Source organism: Burkholderia sp. AU31652, assembly GCF_002223155.1.
Lineage (GTDB): Bacteria > Pseudomonadota > Gammaproteobacteria > Burkholderiales > Burkholderiaceae > Burkholderia.
In genome coordinates, this window is record NZ_NKFG01000005.1 from 1,817,510 (window position 1) to 1,843,765 (window position 26,256).

The 26,256-nt window shown below is 68.2% G+C and carries 25 protein-coding genes; 7 read left to right on the plus strand and 18 right to left on the minus strand.

All coding sequences use genetic code 11. The features are described 5' to 3' along the window. Positions 1 to 6: 6 nt before the first annotated feature. The 3 genes from CFB40_RS25690 to CFB40_RS25700 form a co-directional block, all read right to left on the minus strand. Positions 7 to 756, minus strand: a complete 750-nt coding sequence (locus tag CFB40_RS25690) for an electron transfer flavoprotein subunit beta/FixA family protein (protein WP_089432759.1) — start codon at positions 754 to 756, stop codon at positions 7 to 9. A 38-nt stretch (positions 757 to 794) separates the two neighbouring features. Beyond that, positions 795 to 1,583, minus strand: a complete 789-nt coding sequence (locus CFB40_RS25695) for an SDR family NAD(P)-dependent oxidoreductase (RefSeq protein ID WP_089427384.1) — start codon at positions 1,581 to 1,583, stop codon at positions 795 to 797. A 77-nt stretch (positions 1,584 to 1,660) separates the two neighbouring features. Next, entirely contained in the window at positions 1,661 to 2,497 is an 837-nt protein-coding gene (locus CFB40_RS25700) for an alpha/beta fold hydrolase (RefSeq protein WP_089432760.1), read from the minus strand. Between the two features lie 137 nt (positions 2,498 to 2,634). Between CFB40_RS25700 and CFB40_RS25705 the strand changes: the two genes are divergently transcribed. The 6 genes from CFB40_RS25705 (at position 2,635) to dmpG (ending at position 9,710) form a co-directional block, all read left to right on the plus strand. Beyond that, complete coding sequence (locus CFB40_RS25705) at positions 2,635 to 3,414, plus strand: SDR family oxidoreductase (RefSeq protein WP_089433313.1); 780 nt, start codon at positions 2,635 to 2,637, stop codon at positions 3,412 to 3,414. Between the two features lie 445 nt (positions 3,415 to 3,859). After that, a complete protein-coding gene (locus CFB40_RS25710) occupies positions 3,860 to 5,425 on the plus strand; it encodes a DUF1302 domain-containing protein (protein ID WP_089432761.1) in 1,566 nt (521 codons plus the stop codon). A gap of 40 nt (positions 5,426 to 5,465) precedes the next feature. Continuing rightward, positions 5,466 to 6,848: a DUF1329 domain-containing protein gene (locus tag CFB40_RS25715; protein ID WP_089432762.1), complete on the plus strand. Its 1,383-nt coding sequence runs from the start codon at positions 5,466 to 5,468 to the stop codon at positions 6,846 to 6,848. A gap of 118 nt (positions 6,849 to 6,966) precedes the next feature. Further along, the gene (gene dmpE, locus CFB40_RS25720) at positions 6,967 to 7,749 is read left to right on the plus strand and encodes a 2-oxopent-4-enoate hydratase (RefSeq protein WP_089432763.1); all 783 of its coding nucleotides are present in this window, start codon (positions 6,967 to 6,969) and stop codon (positions 7,747 to 7,749) included. Positions 7,750 to 7,762: 13 nt separating this feature from the next. Continuing rightward, a complete protein-coding gene (locus CFB40_RS25725; protein WP_046547936.1) occupies positions 7,763 to 8,662 on the plus strand; it encodes an acetaldehyde dehydrogenase (acetylating) in 900 nt (299 codons plus the stop codon). Between the two features lie 16 nt (positions 8,663 to 8,678). Further along, on the plus strand, positions 8,679 to 9,710 hold the full coding sequence (gene dmpG / locus CFB40_RS25730; RefSeq protein ID WP_089432764.1) for a 4-hydroxy-2-oxovalerate aldolase: 1,032 nt from the start codon (positions 8,679 to 8,681) through the stop codon (positions 9,708 to 9,710). Positions 9,711 to 9,819: 109 nt separating this feature from the next. Here the strand turns inward: dmpG and CFB40_RS25735 are convergent, their stop codons facing one another. Together CFB40_RS25735 and CFB40_RS25740 are read right to left on the minus strand one after the other, a co-directional pair. Next, positions 9,820 to 10,068, minus strand: coding sequence for a hypothetical protein (locus tag CFB40_RS25735; RefSeq protein WP_089427378.1), 249 nt, complete (start codon positions 10,066 to 10,068; stop codon positions 9,820 to 9,822). After that, on the minus strand, positions 10,065 to 11,312 hold the full coding sequence (locus tag CFB40_RS25740; RefSeq protein WP_089432765.1) for an alkaline phosphatase family protein: 1,248 nt from the start codon (positions 11,310 to 11,312) through the stop codon (positions 10,065 to 10,067). The genes CFB40_RS25735 and CFB40_RS25740 overlap by 4 nt, the downstream gene beginning before the upstream one ends. Before the next feature lie 410 nt (positions 11,313 to 11,722). On the opposite strand from CFB40_RS25740, the gene CFB40_RS38800 reads away from it, so the two are divergent. After that, the gene (locus tag CFB40_RS38800; protein ID WP_179255306.1) at positions 11,723 to 12,013 is read left to right on the plus strand and encodes a hypothetical protein; all 291 of its coding nucleotides are present in this window, start codon (positions 11,723 to 11,725) and stop codon (positions 12,011 to 12,013) included. 123 nt (positions 12,014 to 12,136) lie between these two features. Here CFB40_RS38800 and infA read toward each other — a convergent pair whose 3' ends face one another. The 13 genes from infA to CFB40_RS25815 all read right to left on the minus strand — a co-directional run bounded on the left by infA (position 12,137) and on the right by CFB40_RS25815 (position 26,239). After that, positions 12,137 to 12,400, minus strand: a complete 264-nt coding sequence (gene infA, locus CFB40_RS25750) for a translation initiation factor IF-1 (RefSeq protein ID WP_048251091.1) — start codon at positions 12,398 to 12,400, stop codon at positions 12,137 to 12,139. A gap of 469 nt (positions 12,401 to 12,869) precedes the next feature. Then, positions 12,870 to 13,073 (minus strand): cold-shock protein, encoded by a 204-nt coding sequence (locus CFB40_RS25760; RefSeq protein ID WP_006483056.1) that lies wholly within the window; start codon positions 13,071 to 13,073, stop codon positions 12,870 to 12,872. Positions 13,074 to 13,363: 290 nt separating this feature from the next. Continuing rightward, positions 13,364 to 14,443 carry a Rieske 2Fe-2S domain-containing protein gene (locus CFB40_RS25765; RefSeq protein WP_089427373.1) on the minus strand — a complete coding sequence of 360 codons (1,080 nt, stop codon included), beginning with the start codon at positions 14,441 to 14,443 and terminating at the stop codon, positions 13,364 to 13,366. A 67-nt stretch (positions 14,444 to 14,510) separates the two neighbouring features. Then, positions 14,511 to 16,973 (minus strand): efflux RND transporter permease subunit, encoded by a 2,463-nt coding sequence (locus tag CFB40_RS25770; RefSeq protein ID WP_089432767.1) that lies wholly within the window; start codon positions 16,971 to 16,973, stop codon positions 14,511 to 14,513. 55 nt (positions 16,974 to 17,028) lie between these two features. Beyond that, positions 17,029 to 18,000, minus strand: a complete 972-nt coding sequence (locus tag CFB40_RS25775; RefSeq protein WP_089429088.1) for a WD40/YVTN/BNR-like repeat-containing protein — start codon at positions 17,998 to 18,000, stop codon at positions 17,029 to 17,031. A 150-nt stretch (positions 18,001 to 18,150) separates the two neighbouring features. Further along, a complete protein-coding gene (locus CFB40_RS25780; protein WP_089427371.1) occupies positions 18,151 to 19,356 on the minus strand; it encodes an acetyl-CoA C-acyltransferase in 1,206 nt (401 codons plus the stop codon). 17 nt (positions 19,357 to 19,373) lie between these two features. After that, positions 19,374 to 19,859: a MaoC family dehydratase gene (locus tag CFB40_RS25785; RefSeq protein ID WP_089433314.1), complete on the minus strand. Its 486-nt coding sequence runs from the start codon at positions 19,857 to 19,859 to the stop codon at positions 19,374 to 19,376. Continuing rightward, a complete protein-coding gene (locus tag CFB40_RS25790; RefSeq protein ID WP_089432768.1) occupies positions 19,859 to 20,659 on the minus strand; it encodes an SDR family oxidoreductase in 801 nt (266 codons plus the stop codon). The genes CFB40_RS25785 and CFB40_RS25790 overlap by 1 nt, the downstream gene beginning before the upstream one ends. Further along, positions 20,656 to 21,858: an acyl-CoA dehydrogenase family protein gene (locus CFB40_RS25795; protein ID WP_089432769.1), complete on the minus strand. Its 1,203-nt coding sequence runs from the start codon at positions 21,856 to 21,858 to the stop codon at positions 20,656 to 20,658. The genes CFB40_RS25790 and CFB40_RS25795 overlap by 4 nt, the downstream gene beginning before the upstream one ends. Then, on the minus strand, positions 21,855 to 23,093 hold the full coding sequence (locus CFB40_RS25800) for an acyl-CoA dehydrogenase family protein (RefSeq protein ID WP_089432770.1): 1,239 nt from the start codon (positions 23,091 to 23,093) through the stop codon (positions 21,855 to 21,857). Before CFB40_RS25800 ends, CFB40_RS25795 begins: the two co-directional genes overlap by 4 nt. 3 nt (positions 23,094 to 23,096) lie before the next feature. Then, a complete protein-coding gene (locus CFB40_RS25805; protein WP_089427367.1) occupies positions 23,097 to 23,987 on the minus strand; it encodes an SDR family oxidoreductase in 891 nt (296 codons plus the stop codon). A gap of 33 nt (positions 23,988 to 24,020) precedes the next feature. Further along, the gene (locus tag CFB40_RS25810) at positions 24,021 to 25,172 is read right to left on the minus strand and encodes an acetyl-CoA C-acetyltransferase (RefSeq protein WP_089432771.1); all 1,152 of its coding nucleotides are present in this window, start codon (positions 25,170 to 25,172) and stop codon (positions 24,021 to 24,023) included. Next, a complete protein-coding gene (locus tag CFB40_RS25815; RefSeq protein ID WP_089432772.1) occupies positions 25,172 to 26,239 on the minus strand; it encodes an acyl-CoA dehydrogenase family protein in 1,068 nt (355 codons plus the stop codon). The genes CFB40_RS25810 and CFB40_RS25815 overlap by 1 nt, the downstream gene beginning before the upstream one ends. Between the last annotated feature and the right edge of the window lie 17 nt (positions 26,240 to 26,256).

The window sequence follows — 26,256 nt, forward strand, 5'->3', positions numbered from 1 at the left end:
TCCCTGTTACAGCACCTTGGCTTCGGTCTTCAGCTTCGCGACCAGCGTCTGCACGTCCGGCACCTTCAAGCCGGCTGCGCGCTTCGGCGGCTCGTTCACCTCGAGCACCTTCAGGCGCGGCGTCACATCCACGCCGAGGTCGTCGGGCTTCACGGTTTCGAGCGGCTTCTTCTTCGCTTTCATGATGTTCGGCAGCGTCACGTAGCGCGGCTCGTTCAGGCGCAGATCCGTGGTGACGACGGCGGGCAGTTGAAGCGACAGCGTTTCCGCACCGCCGTCCACTTCACGCGCGACCGTCGCACGGCCATCGGCCACCACAACCTTCGAGGCAAACGTCGCCTGCGGCAAACCCGCCAGCGCGGCCAGCATCTGCCCGGTCTGGTTCGAATCGTCGTCGATCGCCTGCTTGCCGAGGATCACCAGCTGCGGCTGCTCCCTGTCGACCAGCGCCTTCAACACCTTCGCGACGCCAAGCGGCTCGACGCCTTCATGCGATTCGACGAGGATCGCGCGATCCGCGCCGATCGCCAGCGCCGTGCGCAGCGTTTCCTGCGCCTGCGCGACGCCGACCGACACGGCCACCACTTCCGTCACGACGCCGGCCTCCTTCAACCGCACGGCCTCTTCCACCGCGATCTCGTCGAACGGGTTCATCGACATCTTCACGTTCGCGACGTCGACGCCCGTCCGGTCGGATTTCGCGCCGACCTTCACGTTCGCGTCGACCACGCGTTTCACTGCCACGAGCGCTTTCAACTGCCTGTCTCCTGTTCCGTTGCGTGCGCCGCGCCGCGTCAGCGCGCGGTAAAGCCGCCGTCGATCACGAGCTCCGCGCCTGTGACGTAACGGCCCGCCGGCGACACGAGATACAGGATGCCGGCCGCGATGTCGCGCGGGCTGCCGATCTTCGCCATCGGCACGTTGGTCTGCATGTACTCGAAGGCGCGATCGGGGTCCTGCCCCATCTGGCGGAACGCGTCCTCGAGCATCGGCGTGCGGATATAGCCGGGATGCACCGAGTTCGCACGGATGTTCTTCGCCGCGTACAGCATCGCATCGACCTTCGCCATCATCCGCACCGCTGCCTTCGACGCGTGATACGCGGGCACGTCCGGGCCGCCGACGATCCCGTACATCGACGACAGGTTCACGATCGAGCCGCCGCCGGCCGCGTCGATATGCGGAATTGCCGCACGTGTGCACAGGAACACGCCGTTCACGTTCACGTCCTGCACGCGCTGCCATTGCGCGAGCGTGAGCTCGTGCGTCGGCACGTTGTGGCCTTCGATGCCCGCGTTGTTCACGAGCACGTCGAGGCGCCCGAAGCGCGCGACGATCTCGCCGAACACGCGCGCCACGTCGGCTTCGTGCGTGACGTCGAGCGACCAGAACGCGGCCTGGCCGCCCTGCGCTCGGATTTCCTCGACCAGCGCTTCCGCCGGTTGCGACAGCACGTCGAGAATCGCGACGCTCGCGCCGGCGGCCGCCAGCGTGCGCGCGGTCTCCGCGCCGATGCCGCGCGCACCGCCGGTGATCGCGGCCACCTTGCCGCGCAGGTCGAACAGGTCTTCGATGAGCTTCATGTCGTCTCCAGGTTCCAGGTATTTGTTCAGACAGGCAGGCCGCCCGCATCGAGGCCGGCCTTCAAGGGCATCCGGCGTTATCGCGTATTCCGCGTCGCAAGAAAATCGAGGCATTCCCGATTGAAATAGTCGGCGTGTTCCACCATCACCCAGTGGCCGCACCGGTTCATCAGCACGAAGCGCGCATCGCGGCAGCGTTCGAGGAACTTCAGCGCGCCGCCGACCGGATTGAAGCGATCGTCCGTGCCCCAGAACCCGAGCACCGGCGTACGCAGGTCGCCGAGCGCGTCGGTCAGGTTCGGCACGCTCATCGTCGACAGCACTTCGGTCGGCTGTTCGACGCACACCTTCATCCGCTCGGCGACGAGCGCGTCGGTGACGATCGCCGGGTCGTGCACGAGCAGCGTCAGCAGCTCGCGCATCGTGTCGTCATTCATCTGGCGGTTGGTGAACAGCTTCACCATCCGCTGGATGCCCTCCATCCGGAAATAGGTGTCGCGATCCTCGACGCCGCCCGGCGCCATCATGATCAGCCCGTCGACGTCGTCCGGGTAGTCGAGCGCGTACTTCAGCGCGATCGCGCCGCCGAGCGAGTTGCCGAGCAGCACGGCCGGCCCGATGCCGAGCGCGGTCAGCTGCGCATGCAGCGCGCCGACGAAGAATTCGAGCGTATAGGCGACGTCGGACGGCTTCGACGACTGCCCGTAGCCGGGCAGGTCGACGACGATCGCGCGATAGCCGGCCGCCGCGAACGCGGGCACGTTGTGCTTGAAGTTGCTGAAACCGCTGGCGCCCGGGCCGCTGCCGTGGATGAACACCACGGGCCGGCCTTCGCCCGCCTCGTAGTGGTGCAGGCGCAGGCCGCCCGGCACGTCGGTGAAGCTGCCGGCCGGCGGCGTCGTGAGGATCGTCATCGCGGGTTGTCTCCTTCGTCGTTCGATGGCTGTCTGCCACGATGATTGCGCCGCCGGCGCCGGCCGGCATCATCCTTTCAGACTACGAAGCCGCGCGCGCTTCTTCCTATCATCGGCCCACCGAAACGGAGGCAACGATGAACGGATTCGACTACAGCGGCAAGACGGTGCTCGTGACGGGCGGCACCAAGGGCATCGGGCGGCGCATCGCCGAATGGTTTCTCGCGGCAGGCGCGCGCGTGTTCGTCTGCGGACGCAGCGCGCCCGACACGCCGCCCGCGGACGGCAGCCGCACGGCGACGTTCGTCGCGGCCGACCTGCGCGACATCGAACAGGTCGACGCGATGCTCGCGACGATTCGCGCGGCGGCCGGCCGCCTCGACGTGCTCGTCAACAACGCAGGCGGCTCGCCGTTCGCGCTCGCGGCCGATGCATCACCGCGCTTCACCGAATCGATCGTGCGGCTGAACCTGATCGCGCCGCTGCAGCTCGCGCAGCGCGTGAACGCGATCATGCAGCCGCAGCCCGAAGGCGGCGTGATGCTGTTCATCGCGAGCGTCAGCGCGTCGCGTCCGTCGCCCGGCACGGCCGCATACGGCGCCGCGAAAGCCGGCCTCGTCAACGCGGTCACGTCGCTCGCGGTCGAGTGGGCGCCGCGCGTGCGCGTGTGCGCGATCAGCCCGAGCCTCGTGCAGACGGAATCGGCCACCGAAGGCCACTACGGCGACGACGATGCGCTCGACGCGATCCGCGCGACGATTCCCGCCGGCCGGCTCGCGACCCCCGACGACGTCGCCGCCGCGTGCCTGTTCCTCGCGTCGTCCGACGCGTCGTACACGTCGGGTGCAAACCTGCGGCTCGACGGCGGCGGCGAGCGGCCCGCGTTCCTGTCGGCCGCGCAGGTGGCCGCACGTTGATGCACGCACGGCAAATCGGTGCCGCACGAATCGTTGCCAGTCCTAGGGCCTGTTCACGCTAATAACGGGCTTGCGAACGTGCCTTTCCGCCCGCAGTGCAAGGAGAGAGGAGGCGCAATAGCCGTAGCTATTGCAACGACGAACGACGCCGCAATGCGGGCGGAAAGGCACGTTCCCCTGTTTGGAAAAATTCTCTCGTGGGGCTGGCCCCCAGAAGGGCCGATCGCCGCGTCATGCTCCTTGCGAATACGTTGAGTATTCGCTTCGTCGCATTCCTTGCGCTCGGCCCTTCTGGGGGCCAGCGCAAGCCCGTTATTAGCGTGAACAGGCCCTAGGGAAGTCATCTAGTTCATTTTGACGATTCCCTGCTACCGCGATCTCCCTACTCTGCCTCTCACGACAACACACACAGTCGACCGTCGTCGATACCCCAAGAGGAGACACCATGCATCAACGGATTTCGCGCCGTACCGACAAGCGGGCAACCGCCACGCTGTCGACGCTGGCCGCCGCGCTGCTCGCGTGTGCCGCTCCCGGCGCACATGCAGGCAGCACGATCGAGCTGGGCGCCGACACGACGCTGGACTACACGTTCACGCTCAGTTACGGCCTCGGCATGCGCACCCGCGCACCGAGCGGCAATCTCCTCACGCCGGCGAACATCAACGGCGACGACGGCGACCGCAACTTCGCGAAGAACAAGCTGATCGAGAACCAGGTCAGCCTGCTCGGCGAAGTGAACCTGAAGCACGACGACTGGGGCGTGTTCGTGCGCGCCGACACGTTCTACGACCAGGCGTATCGCCGCCCGAACTACAACGACGCGCCGGGCACCGTGAACCAGTCGGGCCAGTACAACAACTTCACGAGCGACGCGCGCTACTGGTCGGGCGGCCACACGACGCTGCTGGCCGCATACGCGTACAACACGTTCAAGATCGGCTCGACGAGCCTGAACGTGAAGGTCGGCGACCAGGTCGTCGCATGGGGCGAAAGCCTGTTCTTCCCGAACATCGCCGGCGCACAGGGGCCGTCCGACGCGACCAAGTCGTACATGGCCGGCGCCGAAGTGAAGGACATCCTGCTGCCGGTGCCGCAGATCTCGACGCAGTGGCAGATCACGCCGAACTTCAGCCTGCTCGGCTACTACCAGTTCTCGTATCAGCAGAACCGGCTGACCGCGCCCGGCACGTACTGGAGCTATTCGGACGTCACGGGCCCCGGCGCGCAGTTCATCATCGGCCCGGGCGGGATGATCATTCCGCGCGGCCCCGACGACAAGCCGAGCGCGCGCAACCAGTGGGGGATCGGCGCGCGCTTCCGCGTGCTCGGCGACACCGAGCTCGGCCTGTACCACCTGCACTACAACGACATGAACCCGAGCGTCGTCACGACCTACTTCCCGACGCTCCAGTACCAGCAGAAGTATTTCAGCAACATCAAGCTGACCGGCGCGAGCTTCTCGACGCAGGTCGGCCCGGTGAACGTCGCGGGCGAAGTGTCGTACCGCCAGGGCGCGGCCGTCCTCGTCAACACGCCGGCGGGCCCGCAGTCGACCCGCGCGAACGTGCTGCAGACGAACCTGTCCGGCATCTACTCGATCGGGCCGAGCTTCCTCGCGAATTCGCAGTCGCTGATCGGCGAACTCACGTACGTGCATGCCGGCAGCATCTCCGAGCTCGACGGCTCGACCACGCTCGCGAATTCGCGCAACGCGCTCGCGATGGAGATCGCGTGGACGCTCAGCTACAAGAACGTGTTCAACGGCTGGGATCTCGACGTGCCGCTGACCTACACGCACGACCTGACGGGCACGTCGCCGCTCGCCGGCGCGCTCGGCTCGCTGACCGGCCAGGGCGACCATCGCGTGACGGCCGGCGTGACCTTCACGCGCCTGAGCAACCTGCAGCTGTCGCTCGTCTACGCGAAGTTCCTCGGCTCGCCGAACCCGGTCACGCGCCCGCTCGCGGATCGCGACTACGTGCTGGCCACGGCGACCTACCACTTCTGAGCGGCCCGGCCGCTCGTCATTCAGCACTATGAGGATCGATATGAAACGCATTCATCTCCCCCTCCTGCGCGCGTCGGTGATGGCCACGTGCGCGGTCGTCGCGACGGCGTCGTACCCGAAGGTCACGCCGGACGACCTGAAGGCGCTCGACGGCCCGCTGACGCCGATGGGCGCGGTGCGCGCCGCGAGCAAGGACAGCGGCGTGCCCGAGTGGTCGGGCAAGTGGCTCGGCACGCCGCCGGACGTGCAGTACAAGCGCGGCAACCGCTACCCCGATCCGTTCGCGGGCGAGAAGCCGGTCGCGACGATCACCGCGGAGAACATGGCGCAGTACGCCGAGCACCTGACCGACGGCCAGAAGGCGATGTTCAAGCGCTACCCGGCCACGTTCAAGATCATCGTCTATCCGAGCCATCGCGACTTCCGCTACGCGGATGCCGTGTACAAGGACATCCGCACGTACGCGCCGGATTCGACGATGACATCCGACGCGAACGGCCTCACGAACGCGCCGCCGACGGTGCCCTACCCGATCCCGAAAACGGCCGCCGAGCTGCTGTGGAACCAGCGCTTCTCGTCGGCGATCGGCGCCGAGCAGGCGACCTACGACCAGGCGGTCGTGTACTCGGACGGCAACATCGCATGGGGCAAGGTGCGCTACGACATCTACTCGCCGCGCAACGCCGGCAAGTACGACGTGAAGAGCGACCTGAACAACCGCACGTACTACCGCAACGCGACGGAGCTGCCGCTGTCCGACCGCGGGTCGCTGATCGTCGGCTTCACGAACTGGGACAAGGCCGGCGCGGACAACTCGTCGCGCACCTGGATGTACAACCCCGGCACGCGGCGCGTGCGCCAGGCACCCGAGTACGGCTACGACCAGCCGCAGGGCCCGGGCGGCTTCCGCACCGTCGACGACGACCGCCTGTACAACGGCCCCGGCGACCGCTACGACTGGAAGATCGTCGGCAAGCGCGAGATCTACGTGCCGTACGACAACTACAAGGCGATGGACAGCTCGGTGAAGTACGCGGACCTGCTGACCAAGGGCCACGAGAACCCGTCGTATATTCGCTACGAGCTGCATCGCGTGTGGGTGCTGCAGGCGACGCTGAAGAGCAACTACCGCCACCAGTATGCGAAGCGCGTGCTGTACATCGACGAGGATTCGTGGATGACGCTGCTCGCTGACAACTACGACGCGCGCGGCCAGCTGTGGCGCACCAACGTCGCGACGACGCTGTACGCGTATGACGCGAAGGTGTTCTACCCGGGCGTCGTGTTCTTTCATGACCTGATCTCCGGCGCGTACATGGCCGACCGCCTGACGAACGAAGGCCCGATGCCGAAGCTCGACAACAGCCCGCAGTTCAACGAGGCGTACTTCTCGCCGGACGCGATCCGCAGTTCGGGTAACTAAGCAACCCGCCGACGCGGCACGCCCGCGCCCCACGCGCCGGAGCCTCACTCCGGCGCCCGGCGCCGCCCGCGACGGCGGCCTGTTCCATTCGATTCATTCGAGATTCGAGGGCCCTTTCATGTCTTCCCGCCTGCATACGACGCTCGGCGACGAGCTGTACGCCGCGTGGCACGCGCGTGCGCCGGTCGCGCCGCTGTCGAGCCGCCCGCGCCGCCTGTCGCTCGACGACGCGTACCGCATCCAGCAGCGCTTCATCGAATGCCGCATCGAACACGGCGAGGCCGTGGTCGGCAAGAAGATCGGCGTGACGAGCCAGGCCGTGCAGGACATGCTGAACGTGCGCCAGCCCGATTTCGGCATCCTGCTGTCGGGCATGCACTACGCGGCCGGCGAAGCGATCGCCGCCGATTCGCTGATCGCGCCGCGCGCCGAGGGCGAGATCGCGTTCATCCTCGCGCGCGACCTGCGCGGCCCCGGCATCGACCGCACCGACGTGATCGCCGCGACCGCCGCCGTCGCGCCCTGCTTCGAGATCGTCGATTCGCGCATCCGCGACTGGGCGATCCGCATCGAGGACACCGTCGCCGACAACGCGTCGTGCGGCGTGTACGTGCTCGGCGATGCACGCGTCGATCCGCGCACGCTCGATCTCGCCGCGTGCGAGATGACGATCGAGAAGAACGGCGAGCAAGTCGCGCAGGGCCGCGGCGACGCGGCGCTCGGCCACCCCGCCGACGCGGTCGCGTGGCTCGCGAACACGCTAGCCGCGTACGACGTGCCGCTGCTCGCCGGCGAGATCGTACTGTCGGGCTCGCTCGCGAAACTGATTCCGGTCACGGCCGGCGACGCGCTGTCGATGCACATCTCCGGCATCGGCAGCTGCGACGTCCGCTTTATCTAAAGGAAAAATCCTGATGAAGAAAATCAAATGCGCACTGATCGGGCCGGGCAACATCGGCACCGACCTGCTCTACAAGCTGCGCCGCTCGCCGGTGCTCGAACCCGTGTGGATGGTCGGCGTCGATCCGGCGTCCGACGGCCTCGCGCGGGCGCGCGAGTTCGGCCTGAAGACCACCGACAAGGGCGTCGACGGGCTGCTGCCGCACGTGGCAGCCGACGACATCCGCATCGCGTTCGACGCGACGTCGGCGTACGTGCACCGCGACAACTCCGACAAGCTCACCGCGCTCGGCGTGAAGATGATCGACCTGACGCCCGCCGCGATCGGGCCATATTGCGTGCCGCCGGTGAACCTCGACGCGCATCTCGACAGCGCGCAGGCGAACGTGAACATGGTCACGTGCGGCGGCCAGGCGACGATCCCGATGGTGTACGCGGTATCGCGCGTGCAACCGGTCGCGTACGGCGAGATCGTCGCGACCGTGTCGTCGCGCTCGGTCGGCCCCGGCACGCGCAAGAACATCGACGAATTCACGCGCACGACGTCCGGTGCGATCGAACAGGTCGGCGGCGCACGCAAGGGCAAGGCGATCATCGTGATCAACCCGGCCGAGCCGCCGCTGATCATGCGCGACACGATCCACTGCCTGACCGACGGCCCGCCCGACGTCGATGCGATCACCGCGTCCGTGCATGCGATGGTCAAGGAAGTGCAGCGCTACGTGCCCGGCTATACGCTGAAGAACGGCCCCGTGTTCGACGGCAATCGCGTGTCCGTCTTCATGGAAGTCGAAGGGCTCGGCGATTACCTGCCGAAATACGCGGGCAACCTCGACATCATGACCGCCGCCGCGGCCGCCACGGCCGAGCGTTTCGCCGAACAGATGCTGGCCGCGACGGCCGCCACCGCTTGAGTTGAGGAGCCACGCGATGTCACTTGCAGGCAAGAAGATCACCGTCCACGACATGTCGCTGCGCGACGGGATGCACCCGAAGCGCCACCAGATCACGCTCGACCAGATGCGCAACATCGCGCGCGGGCTCGACGCGGCCGGCGTGCCGCTGATCGAGGTCACGCACGGCGACGGGCTCGGCGGCGCGTCGGTCAACTACGGGTTCCCCGCGCACACCGACGAGGCATACCTCAGCGCCGTGATTCCGGAGCTGAAGCAGGCGAAGGTGTCGGCGCTGCTGCTGCCAGGTATCGGCACCGTCGAGCATCTGCGCATGGCGCACGCACTCGGCGTCGGCACGATCCGCGTCGCGACGCACTGCACCGAGGCGGACGTGTCGGAGCAGCACATCGGCCTCGCGCGCACGCTCGGGCTCGATACGGTCGGCTTTCTGATGATGGCGCACATGTCGTCGCCGGCGCAGCTCGTCGTGCAGGCGAAGCTGATGGAGTCGTATGGCGCGAACTGCATCTACATCACCGATTCGGCCGGCCACATGCTGCCGGATGACGTGACCGCGCGGATCAGCCAGGTGCGCGACGCGCTGAAGCCGGAGACGGAACTCGGCTTCCACGGCCACCACAACCTCGCGATGGGCGTCGCGAACTCGGTCGCGGCGGTTGCCGCCGGCGCGAACCGGATCGATGCGGCCGCGGCCGGCCTCGGCGCCGGTGCGGGCAACACGCCGATGGAAGTGTTCGTCGCGGTGTGCGACCGGATGGGGATCGAAACGGGTGTCGACGTGTTCGCAATCTCGGACGTCGCCGAGGATCTCGTCGTGCCGATCATGGACGCGCCGATCCGCCTCGACCGCGATGCGCTGACGCTCGGCTATGCGGGCGTCTACTCGTCGTTCCTGCTGTTCGCGAAGCGCGCGGAAGCGAAGTACGGGATTCCGGCGCGCGACATCCTCGTCGAGCTGGGGCGGCAGCGGCTCGTCGGCGGGCAGGAGGACATGATCGAGGATGCGGCGCTGACGATGGTGCGAGCACGGGCAGTGGCGGCCTGAACGAACGCGGCCGGCCATCGTCCGGAAGCGGCGGGAAACGGGGCGCAAGCCCCGTTTTCATTTCGGATGCGCGGATCGAGTCACCTCGATCATGCATCGCCCGCCGACTTCAGCGATGCTTCCCGCCGTGCCGCTTGCGCCGATGCGCTTCACGCGCCTGCAACAGCGACGGCATCAGTTCCTCGATGTATTGCCGCGCCTGCCCGCGCGTCACGATCTCGCTGAAGCGCTGATGGGCCTTGTCATGGCCGACCAGCGCCGCATGCGCTTTCTTCAGGATGTGCAGATAGGCGATCAGGCTCGTGCCGTCGCGCACGGGCAGCGCATCGCGCGGGTCGAAGGCCGGTGTCGTACTCATGATCCGATCCTTTGCGGGCAGTCGCTGCGGCACGTCGTGGAGACGAGCGCCAGCAGGTCGTTCGCGAGACGGTCGCGATCCGTCAGCGGCGCGAGGCCGAACAGCCGCTCGAGCGTTGCGGCAACCGATGCATGATCGTACGGCGTATGGTCGACCTGCCCGGCCGCGACCCACGGCGAAATCACGATCGCCGGCACCCGCACGCCATACACGTCGAATCCGAAGCCGCTCGCATTCAGCGTTGCCGCCGCGCCGTCGTTCGGCGGCGGCGCGGCGCCCGGCCTGACCGAATCGTAGAAGCCGCCGTGCTCGTCGTAACAGATCACGAGCAGGCTGCTGTTCCATACCGGCGATTGGCGGATCGCGTTGTACACGCGCGCGGCGAGCTGGTCGCCGCCGGCGAGGCCGTCCATCGGGTGTTGCGAGCTGCCGTTCTGGTAAGTGCCGTGCACGATGTCGCCGTAACCGGGCTCGATGAACGTGTAGCGCGCCGTATAGCCGGCCGCGAGATCGGCCTCGAAATGGGCGAGGTCGTCGATGTCGAAGAAGCTGATGCCCTTCAGCGACGCGACCTGCGGCACGTGGCCGAGCGGGTCGCCGGTCTGGTCCTGGTAGATGCGCCAGTTGTCGTCGCCGAGCGCGGCGAAGATCGACCCCTTCGGATACGGAAAGCCGTTGAACGCGTCCCATCCGGCCATTTCTTCCTTGGTCGGCGAATGGTCGAGCCCGGCCGACGACGCACCGTGCAGGAAAAAGCGGTTCGGCCAGGTCGGCCCCGGCATCGACGCATGCCACGCGTCGCACAGAACGAACGCGTTCGCGAGCGCGTGCAGCGACGGCGCCTGCGTCGCGATATCGACGCCCTGCATGATCTTGCCCGCGTCGGCCGGCTGCGGCGGTGTGCCTTCGGAACGCGAGGTCGCGTAATTCGACACGAACCCGGTGTTGACGACCGGCGGATACGGCTGCCCTTTCACGAACGGCACGCTCGCGCCGCACAGCTGCTCGAGCACGTCCGTGAATTCGTGGCACGGATCGGTCGGCATCCGGTCGGGCGCGCCGCCGCCGAACGGATAGACCGCATCGCCGTACGCATTGCTGTTACCCGGCGACGCGGCGACGATGTCGGGATAGCCCGACAGCGCGAACAGGTGATCGAAGGAACGGTTCTCGAGCATCAGCACGAACACGTGCTGGATGCGGTCCTGAACCGACGGGGATGCGGGGGCTGCGTCTGCACTCATGGCGCCTCCTGGCGTCGCGCGACGAAAGTCCGGCTGGCACGATCGTCGGCCCGCTGAAAGCTGCTGAAGGGATTGAAAGCTACGGCGCGGGCCGAGATTGCCGACGAGTGTACGACCGCGCCGGCCCGCGCGTAAAGCTGCATGCGAACCGTGTGGCGGTGTGCGCGTTCGACCGCTTGCCGGCCCGTTGCACGAGGCCCTCCCAGACTGGGGCGTCGACCGTTTCAACTTCATCGTCGACCGTGCAAGCAGGTCGCATCACGCGCCGATCGCCGAGACGACCGTCGATGACGATGCGTTTCGCCGGCTCGTGCGATTCGTGACGGGGGGACTGTCGGCTCGCTGGGCCGACGTGAAGCTGCCGCAGAACCGCGCGCGTGGCGCCGGCTTGCCGGCTCGCGTGTCTCGACATGCTGACCGGCACGGATTTCGTCGACGACATCCGCGGGCTCGACACGCGCTTCCCGGTGATCGTCGGCGACAAGGATCCGCGGGCTCGACGCCGCGGCGATGCAGGCGACCTTCCTCGCATGGCATCCGAACGCGCGGCTCGTGACGATACCGAATTGCGGACATCACCCGATGCAGGAAGGTCCGCCGTATGTCGCGATGATCGTCGAGGATTTCCTGCGGGACGCGGCCGCCTGAGCGTTGCGCACGCGCGGCGGCCGGTGAAGGCGGTATTGGCCGCCGCGGCATGACGATGCCGCCGGCGACCGGTGAACGGCACGCGATGTGTCGCCCACCCGGTTCGTCCGGCCTCGTCGGCCGGACGGGATTCGATTGGCGAGGCGGTGCTGCGTGCCCGCGCCGATCGTTACCGCTTAACGGCGCGGCTGGCCGGTTCGCGGCGGACGCGGCGAATTCGCGTCCTTGTGACGGAAGTTGATGCGCCCCTTGGTGAGGTCGTACATCGACAGTTCCAGGGTCACGCGGTCACCCGCGAGAATGCGGATGTGGTTCTTGCGCATGCGGCCCGACGCGTACGCGCCGACCACGACGCCGTTTTCCAGCGTGACACGGTATTTGCTGTCCGGCAGCACTTCGTCGACGATCCCGTCGAGTTCCAGCAGTTCTTCTTTTGCCAAACCAATTCCTCCAGACAAGGTGATTGACCGCGGCCGCGGCGATCTGCCCGGCGCCGTTTCCCGCAACGGGACGGCGACCGGCAGGCTGCCGGGTGTCGGTTCGTTCAGACGGACCCAGGGTCTGTCTTGTGATCGGAGCCCGGCGCGATGCGGCGTTCAGGCGGTCGGTGGCGGCGGCGCATGGAGCGCCGCGCAAGTCGGGACCGCGCCTGCTACGGCATGGCGGCGGTCTGCTCAGGTTGATGCGTTGAAGCGGTGATGCGCTCGCGAAGCGACAGGCGCTCCACGAAGGCGTTGCGTCGCACGCGGGTCACGCATGCGATGAGGGAAGCGTCACGACCGATGCATCGCGAATGTCGCGATGCATCGGTCGTGCGCATCGGAACGCGCCGGCTGCCGCCAAAGCGGCGCCCTGCGCGCCAATCCATCCGGCAGCGGCCACCGTGTGGCGGCCCGTTGCCGATGCGGCTTACTGCGGCGTGATGTTCGACGCTTGCAGACCCTTCGGGCCGCGCTTCACTTCGAAGCTGACCTTCTGGCCTTCGGCCAGGGTCTTGAAGCCCGTGCCGCGAATTTCCGAGAAATGGGCGAACAGATCGTCGCCGCCGTTGTCCGGGGAGATGAAACCAAAGCCCTTGGTTTCGTTGAACCACTTGACGGTACCGGTATCCACAAATACTTCCTTAATACAAATGACGAATAATTGAACATGCGCCCGCGACGGGCACATAAAGAATCAAAAGAGGGATAGACCAACGACTGCCGCACGGAGTGCGGCCAATGATGAGCAATCGAACTTCTTGAACACTTCGGCCATGGACACTACGCGATGGCAGTCGCTTCGTCAAGTCTTTTTGATGCGGCGCACAAGCCTGCCCGCCGCGTGCGCCTTGCGCAGCGGGTGTTGCCGGCCGACGGCACGTATTTCGATGCGCCCCCTTTTTCGGCCGGCCCGCCGGGTTTTTACTGCGGCTCGAACACGTGATGCAGCGCCGGCGGCGCGGCGCCTTCGCGAATCCGCATTTCGAATGCCTTGCGCGCGACGCTCGTCGGCCGCACGTCCGCCACGTCCAGATAGAACTGCGAATACCAGTCGCGCATCTGGTACAGCGGCCCGTCGCCTTCGCACAGCAGGGGGTTGTCGATCCGCGTCTTGCTGTGCCAGATGTCGACGTCCTCGTAGAACGCGCGCTGCGCCTCCTTCACGTACGCGTTCGCGATCTCCATGTTCTGCGCGTCGGTCAGCCCGGCCACCTTCTTCACGATCACGCCGTAACGCAGCTCGAAACTGTTCATGTCGATCGGCACGTGGCAGTTCAGCAGCACCGAGTGGATCGGCTGCCCGCCGCTCTGCCCCGTCATCTGCGTGATGTGCACGGCCGGCCCGAAATACGTCGACAGCGCGGTCAGCGCATCACCGCCGAGCTTCTCGCTGCGGCCGACCATCAGCTGCGTCGCCTTGTGATCCTCGAACAGGTTCGCGAAATAGTCGATCGGCGCGCGATGCACGGTCGCGAAGTGCGCGACGTCCGAGATGTTGTCGACCAGCTCGCGGCAGTTGGCCTGGATCACCATCTTGTCGACGACCCAGTCCGACCATTCGTCGGAGAAGCACACGTCGAGCCGCGGAATCGCGACTTCCGGCGGCGGCGCGTTGCCTTCCGGGTCGTTCCACACGAACAGCAGGTTGTTTTCCTCGCAGGTCGGCCAGGCGCCGATGCGCGCCTTCGGCGGGATCCGCTTGCAGTACGGGATCGATGCGCACTGCCCTTCGCCGCTCCACGCCCAGCCGTGGAACGGGCACACGAGGTGGTCGCCCTGCACCGTGCCGAGGCTCAGGTCGGCGCCCATGTGCGGGCAGTAGGCGTCGACGACGTTGACCTTGCCGGTCGAATCGGCGAACGCGGCGAGCTTGCGGCCGAACGCGTTCAGCGTGTGCGGCTTGCCGTCCTTGAAATCGCGGGCGAGCCCGAGGCAGTGCCAGCCGCGCGCATAGCGCTGTGCGAGCGGCTGGGCTTCGATCTTGTAGGGGCGTGCGGACATGTGGGTTGACTCCTCTTGTGGAGAGCGCGCGGCGGCCGGCCGCGCGCGGGGGAAATGAGGGCGCCGGTCAGCGCATCGGATTGCCGGATTCGAGCGCGGGCGACGGCTTCAGCGGCGCCGGGGCCGCCGGTGACGGCTGCTGCCGGTGCGCCACGCGGCGCTCGGCCCGCTCGACGCCGAGCCATGCGGCGAGCGCGGGCAGCAGGAACACAGCGCCGAACAGGTTCACGAGGAACATGAACGCGAGCAGCACGCCCATGTCGACCTGGAACTTCAGCGCGGAGAACGCCCACGTGCCGACGCCGATGAACATCGTGACGGCCGTGAACAGCGCCGCCGTGCCGCGCTGGCGCATCGCGTCGGCGAACGCGTCCGGCAGCGTCGCGCCGTGGCGGAGGTCGTGCTGCAGGCGCTCGTACAGGTAGATCCCGTAGTCGACCCCCACGCCCACGCCGAGCGTGATCACCGGCAGCGTCGCGACCTTCAGACCGATGCCGAGCCGCGCCATCACCGCATTGCACAGGATCGACACGAGCGTGAGCGGCACGATGATGCACAGCACCGCGCGCCACGAGCGGAACGTGACCGCGCAGAGCAGCGCGATCGCGCCGAAGATCGACAGCAGCATCGCGATCTCCGCGTCGCCGACGGCCTCGTTGGTCGCGGCCATCACGCCGACGTTGCCGCCCGCGAGCCGGAACGCGACGTTCGGCGTCGGGTTCTCGGCCGCGAAGCGCTTGATCTCGTCGACGATGTGCGCGATGGTCGTGCCTTCGTGGTTCTTCGTGTAGATCAGCACCTGGATCGCCTTGCAGTTCGCGGTGTTCATCCCGTTGTCGGGGTCGAACGCGTTGGAGCCCTGCGTGAGCCCGTCGCTGGAACGCGGCAGCGCGGCCCAGCGCGGGTTGCCCTCGTTGAACGCGGCGATGAACACCTTGCCCTGCGACGACACGCTCGTCACCGACTGCACGCCGGCCACGCCGCGCATGGTCATCTCGAACTTCTCGATCGCGCTCATCACCGGGTAATGCAGGCACGCGTCGTCGAAGCCGGTTGTCTCGACGATCACCGACAGCACGTCCACGCCGATGTTGTACTGGTGCGTGATCGCCGCGTTGTCGAGGTTGTAGCGCGAGTTCGCGCGCAGCTCCGGCGCGCCGGTGCCGATGTCGCCGATCTCCAGCTTGCGCGATTCGAGCGTGCCGTAGGCGAGCAGCGCGAGCGCCACCGCGAACACGCCGAGCGCCAGCACCGGCCGGGCGAACACCGCGAAGCGCGACCACATCCGGCTGCCGCCGGCCGCCGCCGTGCGCTGCGCACGCGCCAGCGTGCCGCGCTCGAGGCGCGTGTACGACAGCAGGATCGGCAGGAACACCTTGTTCGTCACGATCATCAGCAGCACGCCGAGGCACGCGGTGATGCCGAGCTCGCGCACGATGTCGATCCGGATCCGCATGATCACCATGAAGCCGAGCGCGTTGGTCAGCAGCGCGACGGTGCCCGGCACGAACAGCTTGCGGAACGCGTCGCGCGCGGCATCGACCGACGACGCGCCGCGCACCAGCGCCTGCTTCCACGCATTGGTCATCTGCACCGCGTGCGACACGCCGATCGAGAAGATCAGGAACGGCACGAGGATCGACATCGGATCGATGCCGAGGCCGAGCAGCGGCAACGCGCCGAGCAGCCATACGACCGGCAGCAGCGCGACGACGAGCGCCAGCACGGTGGTCTTCAATGAACGCGTATAGGCAAACAGCAGCGCGGCCGTCACGAGGAATGCGAGCGCGAAGAACGCCATCACGCCCGCGATGCCGCTCTCGACGTCGCCCACCAGCTTCGCGAAGCCGATGATGTTCACGTCGATCCCCTGCTTCGCGTACTTCGCGCGGATCTCCTCCAGTTGGCGCGCGACTGCGCTGTAGTCGAGCCGCTTGCCGGTGGCCGGATCGGTCTCGCGCAGCTCCGCGCGGATCAGCGCCGACTTCAGGTCGTTGCCGACGAGGCGGCCGATCTGCCCGGAACTGGCGACGTTGCGGCGCACCTTCGCGAGATCGTCCGGATTCGCGCTCGAGAACTGGCCCGGCACGACCACGTCGCCGCGAAAGCCAGCCTCGGTCACCTCGGTGTAGTGGACGTTCGGCGTGAACAGCGAGAACACGCGCGAGCGGTTCACGCCCGGGATGAAGAAGACATCGTCGGTCGCGTGGCGCAGCGCGTCCATGAACGACTGGTTGTAGATGTCGCCGTCGCCCTTCCAGCGCAGGCTCACGAGGATCGTGTTCGCGCCGGGGAACGCGCCCGCATAGCGCTCGAACACCTGCATGTACGGATGCTGCATCGGGATCATCTTGTTGAAGCCCGGATCGAGCTTCAGCCGCGTCGCGGACAGCCCGAGCGCGAGCGTCACCGCGACGCACAGCAGCATCAGCAGCTTGCGCCGGCGGATGATCGTGTCGGCGCAGCGCTCGACGAACGCGGCGAGGCGCGACGCGGGGACGGCTTCAGGGGGACGTGACAGGTCGTTCATGGAATTCTCTTGTCGATGCGAAACGAACGGGAGCAGGCAGCGGGACCGCCGCGCGTCAGGACGGCGTTGACGCAGCCGCGCCGGCGAGCGGCGCGACGCCGGCCTCGCCGCCGAGCAGCAGCGCGCCGTGGCCCATGTCGAGCACGGCCGCGAGGCTCTGCACGCCGCCGAGCTTGCGCACGTCGAAGGTCAGGCCGCCGTCGCGCGACGCGACGATCGCGCCGCCCTGGCCCACCAGCACCAGTTCGCCGTCGGCGAGCTGGGTCGCGCCGAAGTACGACACCGGCACGTGGCTGTCGACGTGCGTCCAGGTCGCGCCGCGATCGGTGCTGCGCACCACGTTGCCGCGCATCCCGTATGCGACCCAGTCGCCGTTCGCGAGCATCAGCGCGCCGAACAGCGAGCCGGCGTACGGCGACGGCAGCTTGTCCCACGTCGCGCCGTTGTCGGTCGAGCGCAGCAGCGTGCCGCTCTCGCCCGCGACCAGCAGGTTGCCGTGGCCGTCGCCGACGATCGCGTTCAGGTGACGGTCGCCGGCCGGGGTTTTCACGGTCTGCCAGGTGAGGCCCGCGTCGTCCGAGCGCAGCAGCTGGCCGAAGCTGCCGGCCGCGAACAGCGGGCCGCCGGCCGTGCCCCACACGGACAGCAGCGGATCGGCATGCGCGTGGTCCATGTGCACGTCGCGCCAGTGCAGGCCGGCGTCGTCGCTGCGCACGATCCGGCCGTCGTGGCCGACCGCGATGCCGAGCGTCGGCGTGATGAAGCGCACCTGCGTGAGCGTCGATGCGTGGTCGGGTGCGGTCGAGGCCGGCCGCCAGTGGGCGCCCGCGTCGTCGCTCAGCAGGATCACGCCGCGTTCGCCGACCGCGACGATGCGCGCGCCGGCCCGGGCGAGCCCGTTGATCTGCAGCCGGTCCGCGTGGATCGCGGTGACCGGGAACGCCGGCAGCGGGCGCGGCGAAAACGCGAACAGCGCGGCGCCGAGCACCAGCGCCGACATCGCGAGTCCGGGCAAAGTTCGTTTCATCGCTTGTCTCCTGTGTCTGCGTTCGACGACGGTTCGCGCCATCGCGCCCACCGCCGTCGCCTGCATGTCTCCGGGCCGTCGGTCGTTGCCGCGGCCTCGAATGGTCCTGAATGGAGAGCCGCCTGTGCAGCGCGGCTCGTCCGCGTACCGCTATGCGCCGACTTCGAACAGCGCGGCGGCGCCCATCCCGCCGCCGATGCACATCGTCACGACCGCGTGCCGCACGCCGCGCCGCGCGCCTTCGAGCAGCGCGTGCATCGTCATCCGCGTACCCGACATCCCGAACGGATGGCCGAGCGCGATCGCGCCGCCATCGACGTTCAGCCGGTCGTCGGGAATGCCGAGCGTGTCGCGGCAATACAGCGCCTGGCACGCGAATGCCTCGTTCAGCTCCCACAGCCCGATGTCGCCGACGGTCATCCCGAAGCGCGCCAGCAGCTTCGGAATCGCGAACACCGGGCCGATGCCCATCTCGTCGGGCTCGCAGCCGGCCACCGCGAGGCCGCGGAATGCGCCGAGCGGCGTCAACCCACGGCGCACCGCCTCACTGCGCGACATCACGACGACGGCCGCCGCGCCATCCGACAGTTGCGACGCATTGCCGGCCGTCACGAATTCGCCCTGCTCGACGACCTTGCCGCCGCTCCATGACGGCTTCAGCCCCGCGAGCCGCTCGGCCGTCGTGTCGGCACGCACGCCTTCGTCGCGCGCGGCGTTTACGTCCTCGAAGCCGGCCGGGTTGCCTTCCTTGTCGAACAGCGCGCGCCGCACGTCGAGCGGCGCGATTTCCGCGTCGAAGCGGCCGGCCGCCTGGGCGTCGGCCGTGCGCTGGTGACTCTGCAGCGCGAACTCATCCTGTGCGGCGCGCGAGATCCCGTAGCGGCGCGACACGATCTCGGCCGTTTCCATCATCGCCATGTAGGCCGCCGGCTGGTGGTCGAGCACGGCCTGCGAGCGCGCGCGATACGCGTTCTTGTGCTTGTTCTGCGTGAGCGAGATCGACTCGACGCCGCCTGCGACGACGATCCGTGCGTCGCCCGCGCCGATGCTGCGCGCGGCGCTCGCGATCGACATCAGGCCCGACGAGCACATCCGGTCGATCGCCATGCCGGGCACCGACGCCGGCAGCCCGGCCGCCGCGGCCGACAGGCGGCCGATGTTGTAGCCCTGCGTGCCCTGCTGCGCGGCGCAGCCGATCAGCACGTCGTCGACGTCGGCCGGCGCGACGCCCGCGCGTTCGAGCGCGGTGCGCACGACGTGGCCGCCCAGCGCGGGCGCCTCGGTGTCGTTGAACATGCCGCGAAACGCCTTGCCGATCGGCGTGCGTGCAACGGAAACGATGACTGCGTCTTCCATGTGTCTGCTCTCTGGAACTAGAAGTAGTAGCGGCTGATCGTGTCGGCCACGCAGCCGGGCTTCGCTTCGCCTTCGATCTCGACGGTCACGCGAATCCAGGCCTGCACGCCGCCTTCGAGCGGCTCGACGCGCAGCAGCTCGCCGACGCCGCGCACGCGCGCGCCGACCTTCACCGGTGCGGGGAAACGGATCCTGTCGCAGCCGTAGTTGACGCCGAGCCGCGCGCCGTCGATCCGCACGATCTGCGGCAGGAAGCAATTGACGAGCGACAACGTCAGGTACCCATGCGCGATGCATGCGCCGAACGGGCCGTCCTTCGCGCGCACCGGGTCGACGTGCACCCACTGGTGGTCGCCCGTCGCGTCGGCGAAACCGTCGATGCGGAGCTGGTCGATCGCGAGCCATGCGCTTGCGCCGAGCGTGTCGCCGACGGCCTCTGCCAGTTCGCCGGGATGCGCGAACACGCGGGGCGTCGCGCGCACGGGGTCGAGGGTCGTGCTCATCATGCGTGCTGGCTGCTGACCGACAGCACTTCACCGGTCATGTACGACGCGTAATCGCTTGCAAGGAACACCATCACGTTCGCGACCTCCCAGACTTCGGCGGCGCGCCCGAAGGCTTCGCGCGACGCCAGTTGATTCAGCAGGTCGGCCGGAGCCGACTTCTTCAGAAAATCGTGCATCGCGATGCTCGGCGCGACCGCGTTGATGCGCACGCCGTACGGCGACGCCTCGAGCGCCGCGCAGCGCGTGAGCGCCATCACGCCCGCCTTCGCCGCCGCGTAGTGCGCCTGTTCCGCCTGCGCGCGCCAGCCGAGCACCGATGCGTTGTTGACGATCGCGCCGCGGCCTCGGGCCTGCATGTGCGGCAACATCGCGCGCGTCATCCGGAACGTCCCGGTCAGGCTAATGTCGATCACGCGCGACCATTCGGCATCGTCCATATCGACGATGCGGGTCGAACCGCCGAGCCCGGCGTTGTTGATCAGCACGTCGACGCCGTCGAGCTTGTCCTGCGCTTGCGAGACCAGTGCCTGCACGTCGGCCTCCACCGAGACATTGCACAGGCGGCCGTAGACCTGTTGCAGCCCCGTTTCCGCGCGCAACGTCTCGACCGCCTGTTCGAGGCGCTTTTCGTGGATGTCGGAGATGAACAGCGCACGGCAGCCTTCTTCCGCACAGCGGCGTGCGGCCGCGAAGCCGATGCCGGCGCCGGCGGCCGCCGTGATCAGCACCGATTTTCCGGCGAGCAGCTGATGGCCCGGCACATAAGCCGGCGCTTTCTGGATCTGGGGTTCGGTCATGCTGTTCCTCTGGCTTCCCTGGGCATGCCGAGCCCGCGCTCGGCCATGATGTTGAGCTGGATTTCGTTGGTGCCCGCGTAGATCGTGTCCGCACGGGAGAACAGGAACACGCGCTGCAGATGGGTGAGTTTTTCGTCGGCCGGGTCGATCACGTTCGCGCGCGAGCCCAGTGCGTCCATCGCGAGCTGGCCGAGGTCGCGGTGCCAGTTCGACCAGAAATACTTGTAGATCAGCGCCTCGCGGCGCAGCGGCGTACCGGCGCCGGCATCGATGTCGTCCGCACCGGACAGCATCCGCAGCGCGTTGTAGCGCATCACGCGCAGCCCGGCCCACGCGCGACCGATCCGCTGGCGCAGCACCGGGTCGCGGTCCGCGCCCGATTCGCGCGCGGCGTCGATCACCCATTCGAGCTCGCGGACGAACTGCATCTGCTGGCCGAGCGTCGACATCCCGCGCTCGAATCCGAGCAGCGTCATCGCGATCCGCCAGCCGTCGCCGGGTGCGCCGACGAGGTCGCGGGCTTGAGCGCGCGCGCCGTCGAAGAACACTTCGTTGAATTCCGCGCCGCCGTTGAGCTGCTTGATCGGCCGGATCTCGATGCCCGGCTGGTCGAGCGGCATCAGCAGGAACGACAGCCCCTTGTTGCCCTTCGACGCGGGATCGGTGCGCGCGAGCACGAAGATCCAGTCGGAATCGTGCGCGAGCGACGTCCAGACCTTCTGTCCGTACACGCGCCACGTACCGTCCGCGTCCTGTTCGGCACGCGTGCGCACATTGGCGAGGTCGGAACCCGCGCCGGGCTCCGAATACCCTTGGCACCAGAACTGCGTGCCGGCCAGGATGCCGGGCAGGAAGCGCGCGCGCTGGTCGTCGGTGCCGCACGCGACGAGCGTCGGCCCAAGCAGCCCTTCGCCGATGTGCCCCATCCGCCCGGGGCCGCCCGCGCGTGCGTATTCCTCATGGAAAATCACCTGCTCGGCAACCGAGAAGCCGCGCCCGCCGGCGTCCGTCGGCCAGCCGAGGCCGGTCCAGCCGCCCTTCGCCAGTTCCTGTTCCCACGCCTTGCGCAGTTCGGGCCACGCTTCCTCGTCGCCGGGGCCGCCGCGGTATTTCAGGCATGCGAAGTCGCCGGTCAGGTGCGACTGCACCCAGTCGGCCACTTCGTGCCGCAATTGCTGTTCGCGCGTTTCGCTGTTCATTGCAGGGCTCCTGCGCGTGCGGCCGATGGGCGTGATGCCATCGCGGTGGCGGGGGCGAACGCTTGGTCGCGATGCGATGCGCCGCCGTCGATCGCATGGGTCGCGATCCATTCGAGCAGTTGCGGCGTGCTGCCGAACTGCGCACCCGATGCCTGTGCGCGCTTGAAATAGAGATGCGGGTCGTATTCCCACGTGAAGCCGACGCCGCCGTGCAGCTGAATCGCTTCCTGCGCGCAGAACGCATACGCGTCGTTCGCGGCGGATTTCGCGGCGGCGATATCGGCGCGCAATGCGTCGCTCGGCTGCGTGCGGCCGGTTTCGGCATCCCACGCGTGTGCAGCACCGAGCACGGCCGAGCGCGCCGATTCGATCAGCACCATCATCTGTGCGCAGCGGTGCTTGACGGCCTGGAACGATGCGATAGCACGGCCGAACTGCACGCGCTGGCTCGTGTAGTCGAGCGTCAGGTCGAGGCATTGCTGGGCACCGCCGAGCTGTTCGGCGGCGAGCGCGAGTGCCGCGAACCAGGTGGTGCGTTCCAGCACCTGCGCTGCCGCCGTGCCGCATGCGAGCAGCGCGTCGCGGCTCATGCGGGCTTCGTCGAATACCATGCGCGCGATCGGCCGTGTTGCGTCGAGCGTGTCGAGCGACGTGACTTTGAGCCCGGATGCCGCTGCGACGTCGATTGCGAACAGGCCGATCGATTGCCCTTCGTTCGCGATCCGCGCGGGCACCAGCAGCAGGTCGGCACGCGCGCCGTCGATCACCTGTTCGAGCGTGCCGGACAGCGCGTAGCCGCCCGCCGCTTCTTCCGCGACGACCGGCAACGACCGCAAAACGGCCGGGAGGTCGAACGGCAGCGCGAGCGTCGCGCTGCACGCGCCTTCTGCGATCCTGGCAAGCCAGTCGCTCGCCAGCGGCGTCTCGGCACAGCCCGCGAGCGCGGTCGCCGCGAGGCAAGCCGTCGAAAAATACGGCACGCACGCCACGCGCCGGCCGAGCTGTTCCATCAGTACGGTCTGTTCGACCGCACCAAGCCCCAGCCCGCCGGCCGCCTCGGGCAATGCGAGCGCATTCCAGCCGAGTTCGCCGGACAGCGCGGCCCACAACGCATCGTCGCGGCCGGCCGACTGCTCGAGCGCGCGGCGCACGTCGGCGGACGCGCTGCGTTCGGCGAGCACGTCGGCCGCCGCGTCGCGGATCATCGCCTGTTCGTCGGTGAGCGCCAGATCCATCGCTCAACTCCCGTACACGCGCTGCGCGGGACGCGCAGCGGCGAGCAGCTGTGCCACCGCCGGGCCGACCTCGGCCGCTTCCCAGCGCGCGCCGCGATCGACGCTCGGGCCGGTGCGCCAGCCTTCCGCGACCGCGATCATCCCGCCCGCGACCTCGAACACCTGGCCCGTCACGTCGGCCGACAGCGCGCTGCCGAGCCACACGACCAGCGGCGCGACGTTGGCCGGATCGAAATAGTCGAAGCCGCCGTCCTCGGGCTTCTTCATCATGTCGGCGAACACGCCTTCGGTCATCGACGTGCGCGCGGCCGGCGCCAGCGCGTTCACGCGCACGCCGTAGCGCTGCAGCTCGGCCGCCTGCATCAGCGTGAGCGCGGCGATCCCGGCCTTCGCCGCGCCGTAGTTCGACTGGCCGATCGAGCCTTGCAGCCCGGCGCCCGAACTCGTGTTGACGATCCGCGCGTCGACCGGATTGCCGGCCTTCGCCGCATCGCGCCACACACGCGCCAGCACGCTCGACAGGCAGAAGTGGCCGCGCAGGTGCACGCGCATCACGTCGTCCCAGTCGGTTTCGGTCATGCTCGTGAACATCTTGTCGCGGCAGATGCCCGCGTTGTTGACGAGCACGTGCACGTCGCCGAATGCTTCGCGCGCTGCATCGACGATCCGCTGAGCGGTGTCGACCTGCGTGATGTCGTCCGCATTCGCGAGCGCGCGGCCGCCGCCGGTTTTACCTCGACTGGCGATCTCGTCGACGACCGCTTGCGCGGCATCGTGCCGGATGTCGTTGACGACGACCGCCGCGCCTTCGGCCGCGAACGCCAGCGCGTATTCGCGCCCGAGCCCGCCGCCCGCGCCGGTGATGATGACGGTGCGTCCGTTACAGATTCCCATGCTTGTGCCTCGTGGATCGTGAAGGTGGCGCGCTCACAGGCGCTCGATGATCGTGACGTTCGCTAGGCCGCCGCCTTCACACATCGTCTGCAGCCCGTAGCGGCCGCCCGTGCGTTCCAGTTCGTGCAGCAGCGTCGTCATCAGCCGTGCGCCGGTCGCGCCGAGCGGATGGCCGAGCGCGATCCCGCCGCCGTTCGGGTTGGTCTTTTCGTGCGGGAAACGCGTATCGGCGAGCCAGGCCTGCGCGACCGACGCGAATGCCTCGTTCATCTCGACGACGTCGATCCGAGACCAGTCGAGGCCACTCTTCTTCAGCGCCGCCTTCGTCGCGGGAATCGGCGCGGTGAGCATCCACAGCGGATCGTCGCCAAGCACGCTCAGGTGATGGATGCGTGCACGCGGCGTGAGGCCGTAGCGCTTCAACGCCTCCTCCGACACGATCAGGAGCGCGGCGGCCGCGTCGCACGTCTGGCTCGCGACGGCCGCCGTCAGCGAACCGCCCGGCGTCAGCGGTTCGAGCGTCGCCATCTTTTCCAGCGACGTATCGGGGCGTGGCGTCTCGTCGTGCATCACGCCTTCGAGCGGCACGATTTCCCGCTTGAAATGCCCGGCCTCGATCGCCGCAACCGCACGGCGGTGGCTCTCCAGCGCATAGCGCTCCATCGCGTCGCGCGACAGGTTCCAGTGATCGGCGATCCGCTGCGCGGCGACGAACTGCGACACCGGCGCATCGCCGAAGCGCGCGCGCCAGCCGGTGCTGCCCGAGAACGGGTCGTTGAAGCCGAGCGGCGCGGCGCAGGTCATCGCGGACGAGATCGGGATCTGCGTCATCGTCTGCACGCCGCCGGCCGCCACCACATCCTGCACGCCGCTCATCACCGCCTGCGCGGCGAAGTGCACGGCCTGCTGCGACGAGCCGCACTGGCGATCGACCGTCACGCCCGGCACCTGCAGCGGCAGCCCGGCCGCGAGCCAGCAGGTGCGCGCGATGTTGCCCGCGAGCGGGCCGATCGTGTCGACGCAGCCGAACACCACGTCGTCGTATTCATCGGCGGGAATCGCGTTGCGCTCGACCAGCGTCTTCAGCACGAAGCCGCCGAGGTCCGCCGCGTGCACGTGCGCGAGCCCGCCCTTGCGGCGGCCGGTCGGCGTGCGCAGCGCGTCGACGATATAGGCTTGTCTCATCAGTTCAATTCCTCGAGGTCGAAGGTCTGCGCGGGGCCGATCGGCAACGCGTCGCCGAGGATCGCGTCGGCCACGCGGGCCTTGTGGAACGCGCTGTCGCCCCAGCTGCCGGACAGCGCCCAGATGCGTTTCATGAAGATCTGCAGGTCGAGCTCCCACGTGTAGCCGATCGCGCCGTGCACCTGCATCGAGTGGCGTGCGGCGAGCTGCGCGGCCGACGTCGCCGCGAGCTTCGCGTGCGACACGAATACCGCGCGCTGCGGGTGATCGTCGGCGATCGCCTGCGCGGCGCGTGCGACCACCGGCCGCGCGAACTCGTAGCGGATCGCGACATCGGCGAGCAGGTGCTTGAGCGCCTGGTACGAACCGATCGCCTTGCCGAACTGCTTGCGCTGCGCGCTGTAGTCGATCGCGACGTCGAGCACGCGCTGTGTGAGGCCGAGCAGCTGTGCGGCGACCGCAAACGCGCCGTGGTCGAGCGCACGATTCAGCAGCGGCGCGGCCGCGTCGGCGCTCGCGATGCGGGTGACCGCCGACGGTTCCCAGTCGAGCGTGAACAGCCGCCGCGACGGGTCGACGCTGTCAACCGCACGCCATGCGCATTGCGCCGGATCGACGCGGTGCAGCTCGCCGCGGTGCTCGCACAGCAGCGTCTGCGCGACATGCACGTCGGCCGCATACGGATTCACCGGATGCACGAGCGCGACGCGCGCGCGCCCTTCGGCGATGTCGCGCAGCAATGCGTCGCGCCAGTCGCTCGCCGGCAGCCGCGCGAGTACGCCGGCCGATACGAGCGCCGTATCGAGCAGCGGCTCGGGGCTGCCGAAATAGCCGTAGGCCTGCGCGAGCAGCGCCCATTCCGCTTCGGTCAGGCCGAGGCCGCCGTGCGCCTCGGGCACCGACACGGCGGTCAGGCCCTGCGACGCGAACAGCGCCCACAGGTCGTCCGAGCGCCCGGTCGGCGTGGCCCACAGCTCGCGGATCAGCTCGGGCGTCATCTCGGTCATCAGCAGGCGCTTCACGCTGTCCGCGAGCGCTTCCTGGTCTTCATCGAATACGAAATCCATACGATGTCCGTTCTGTA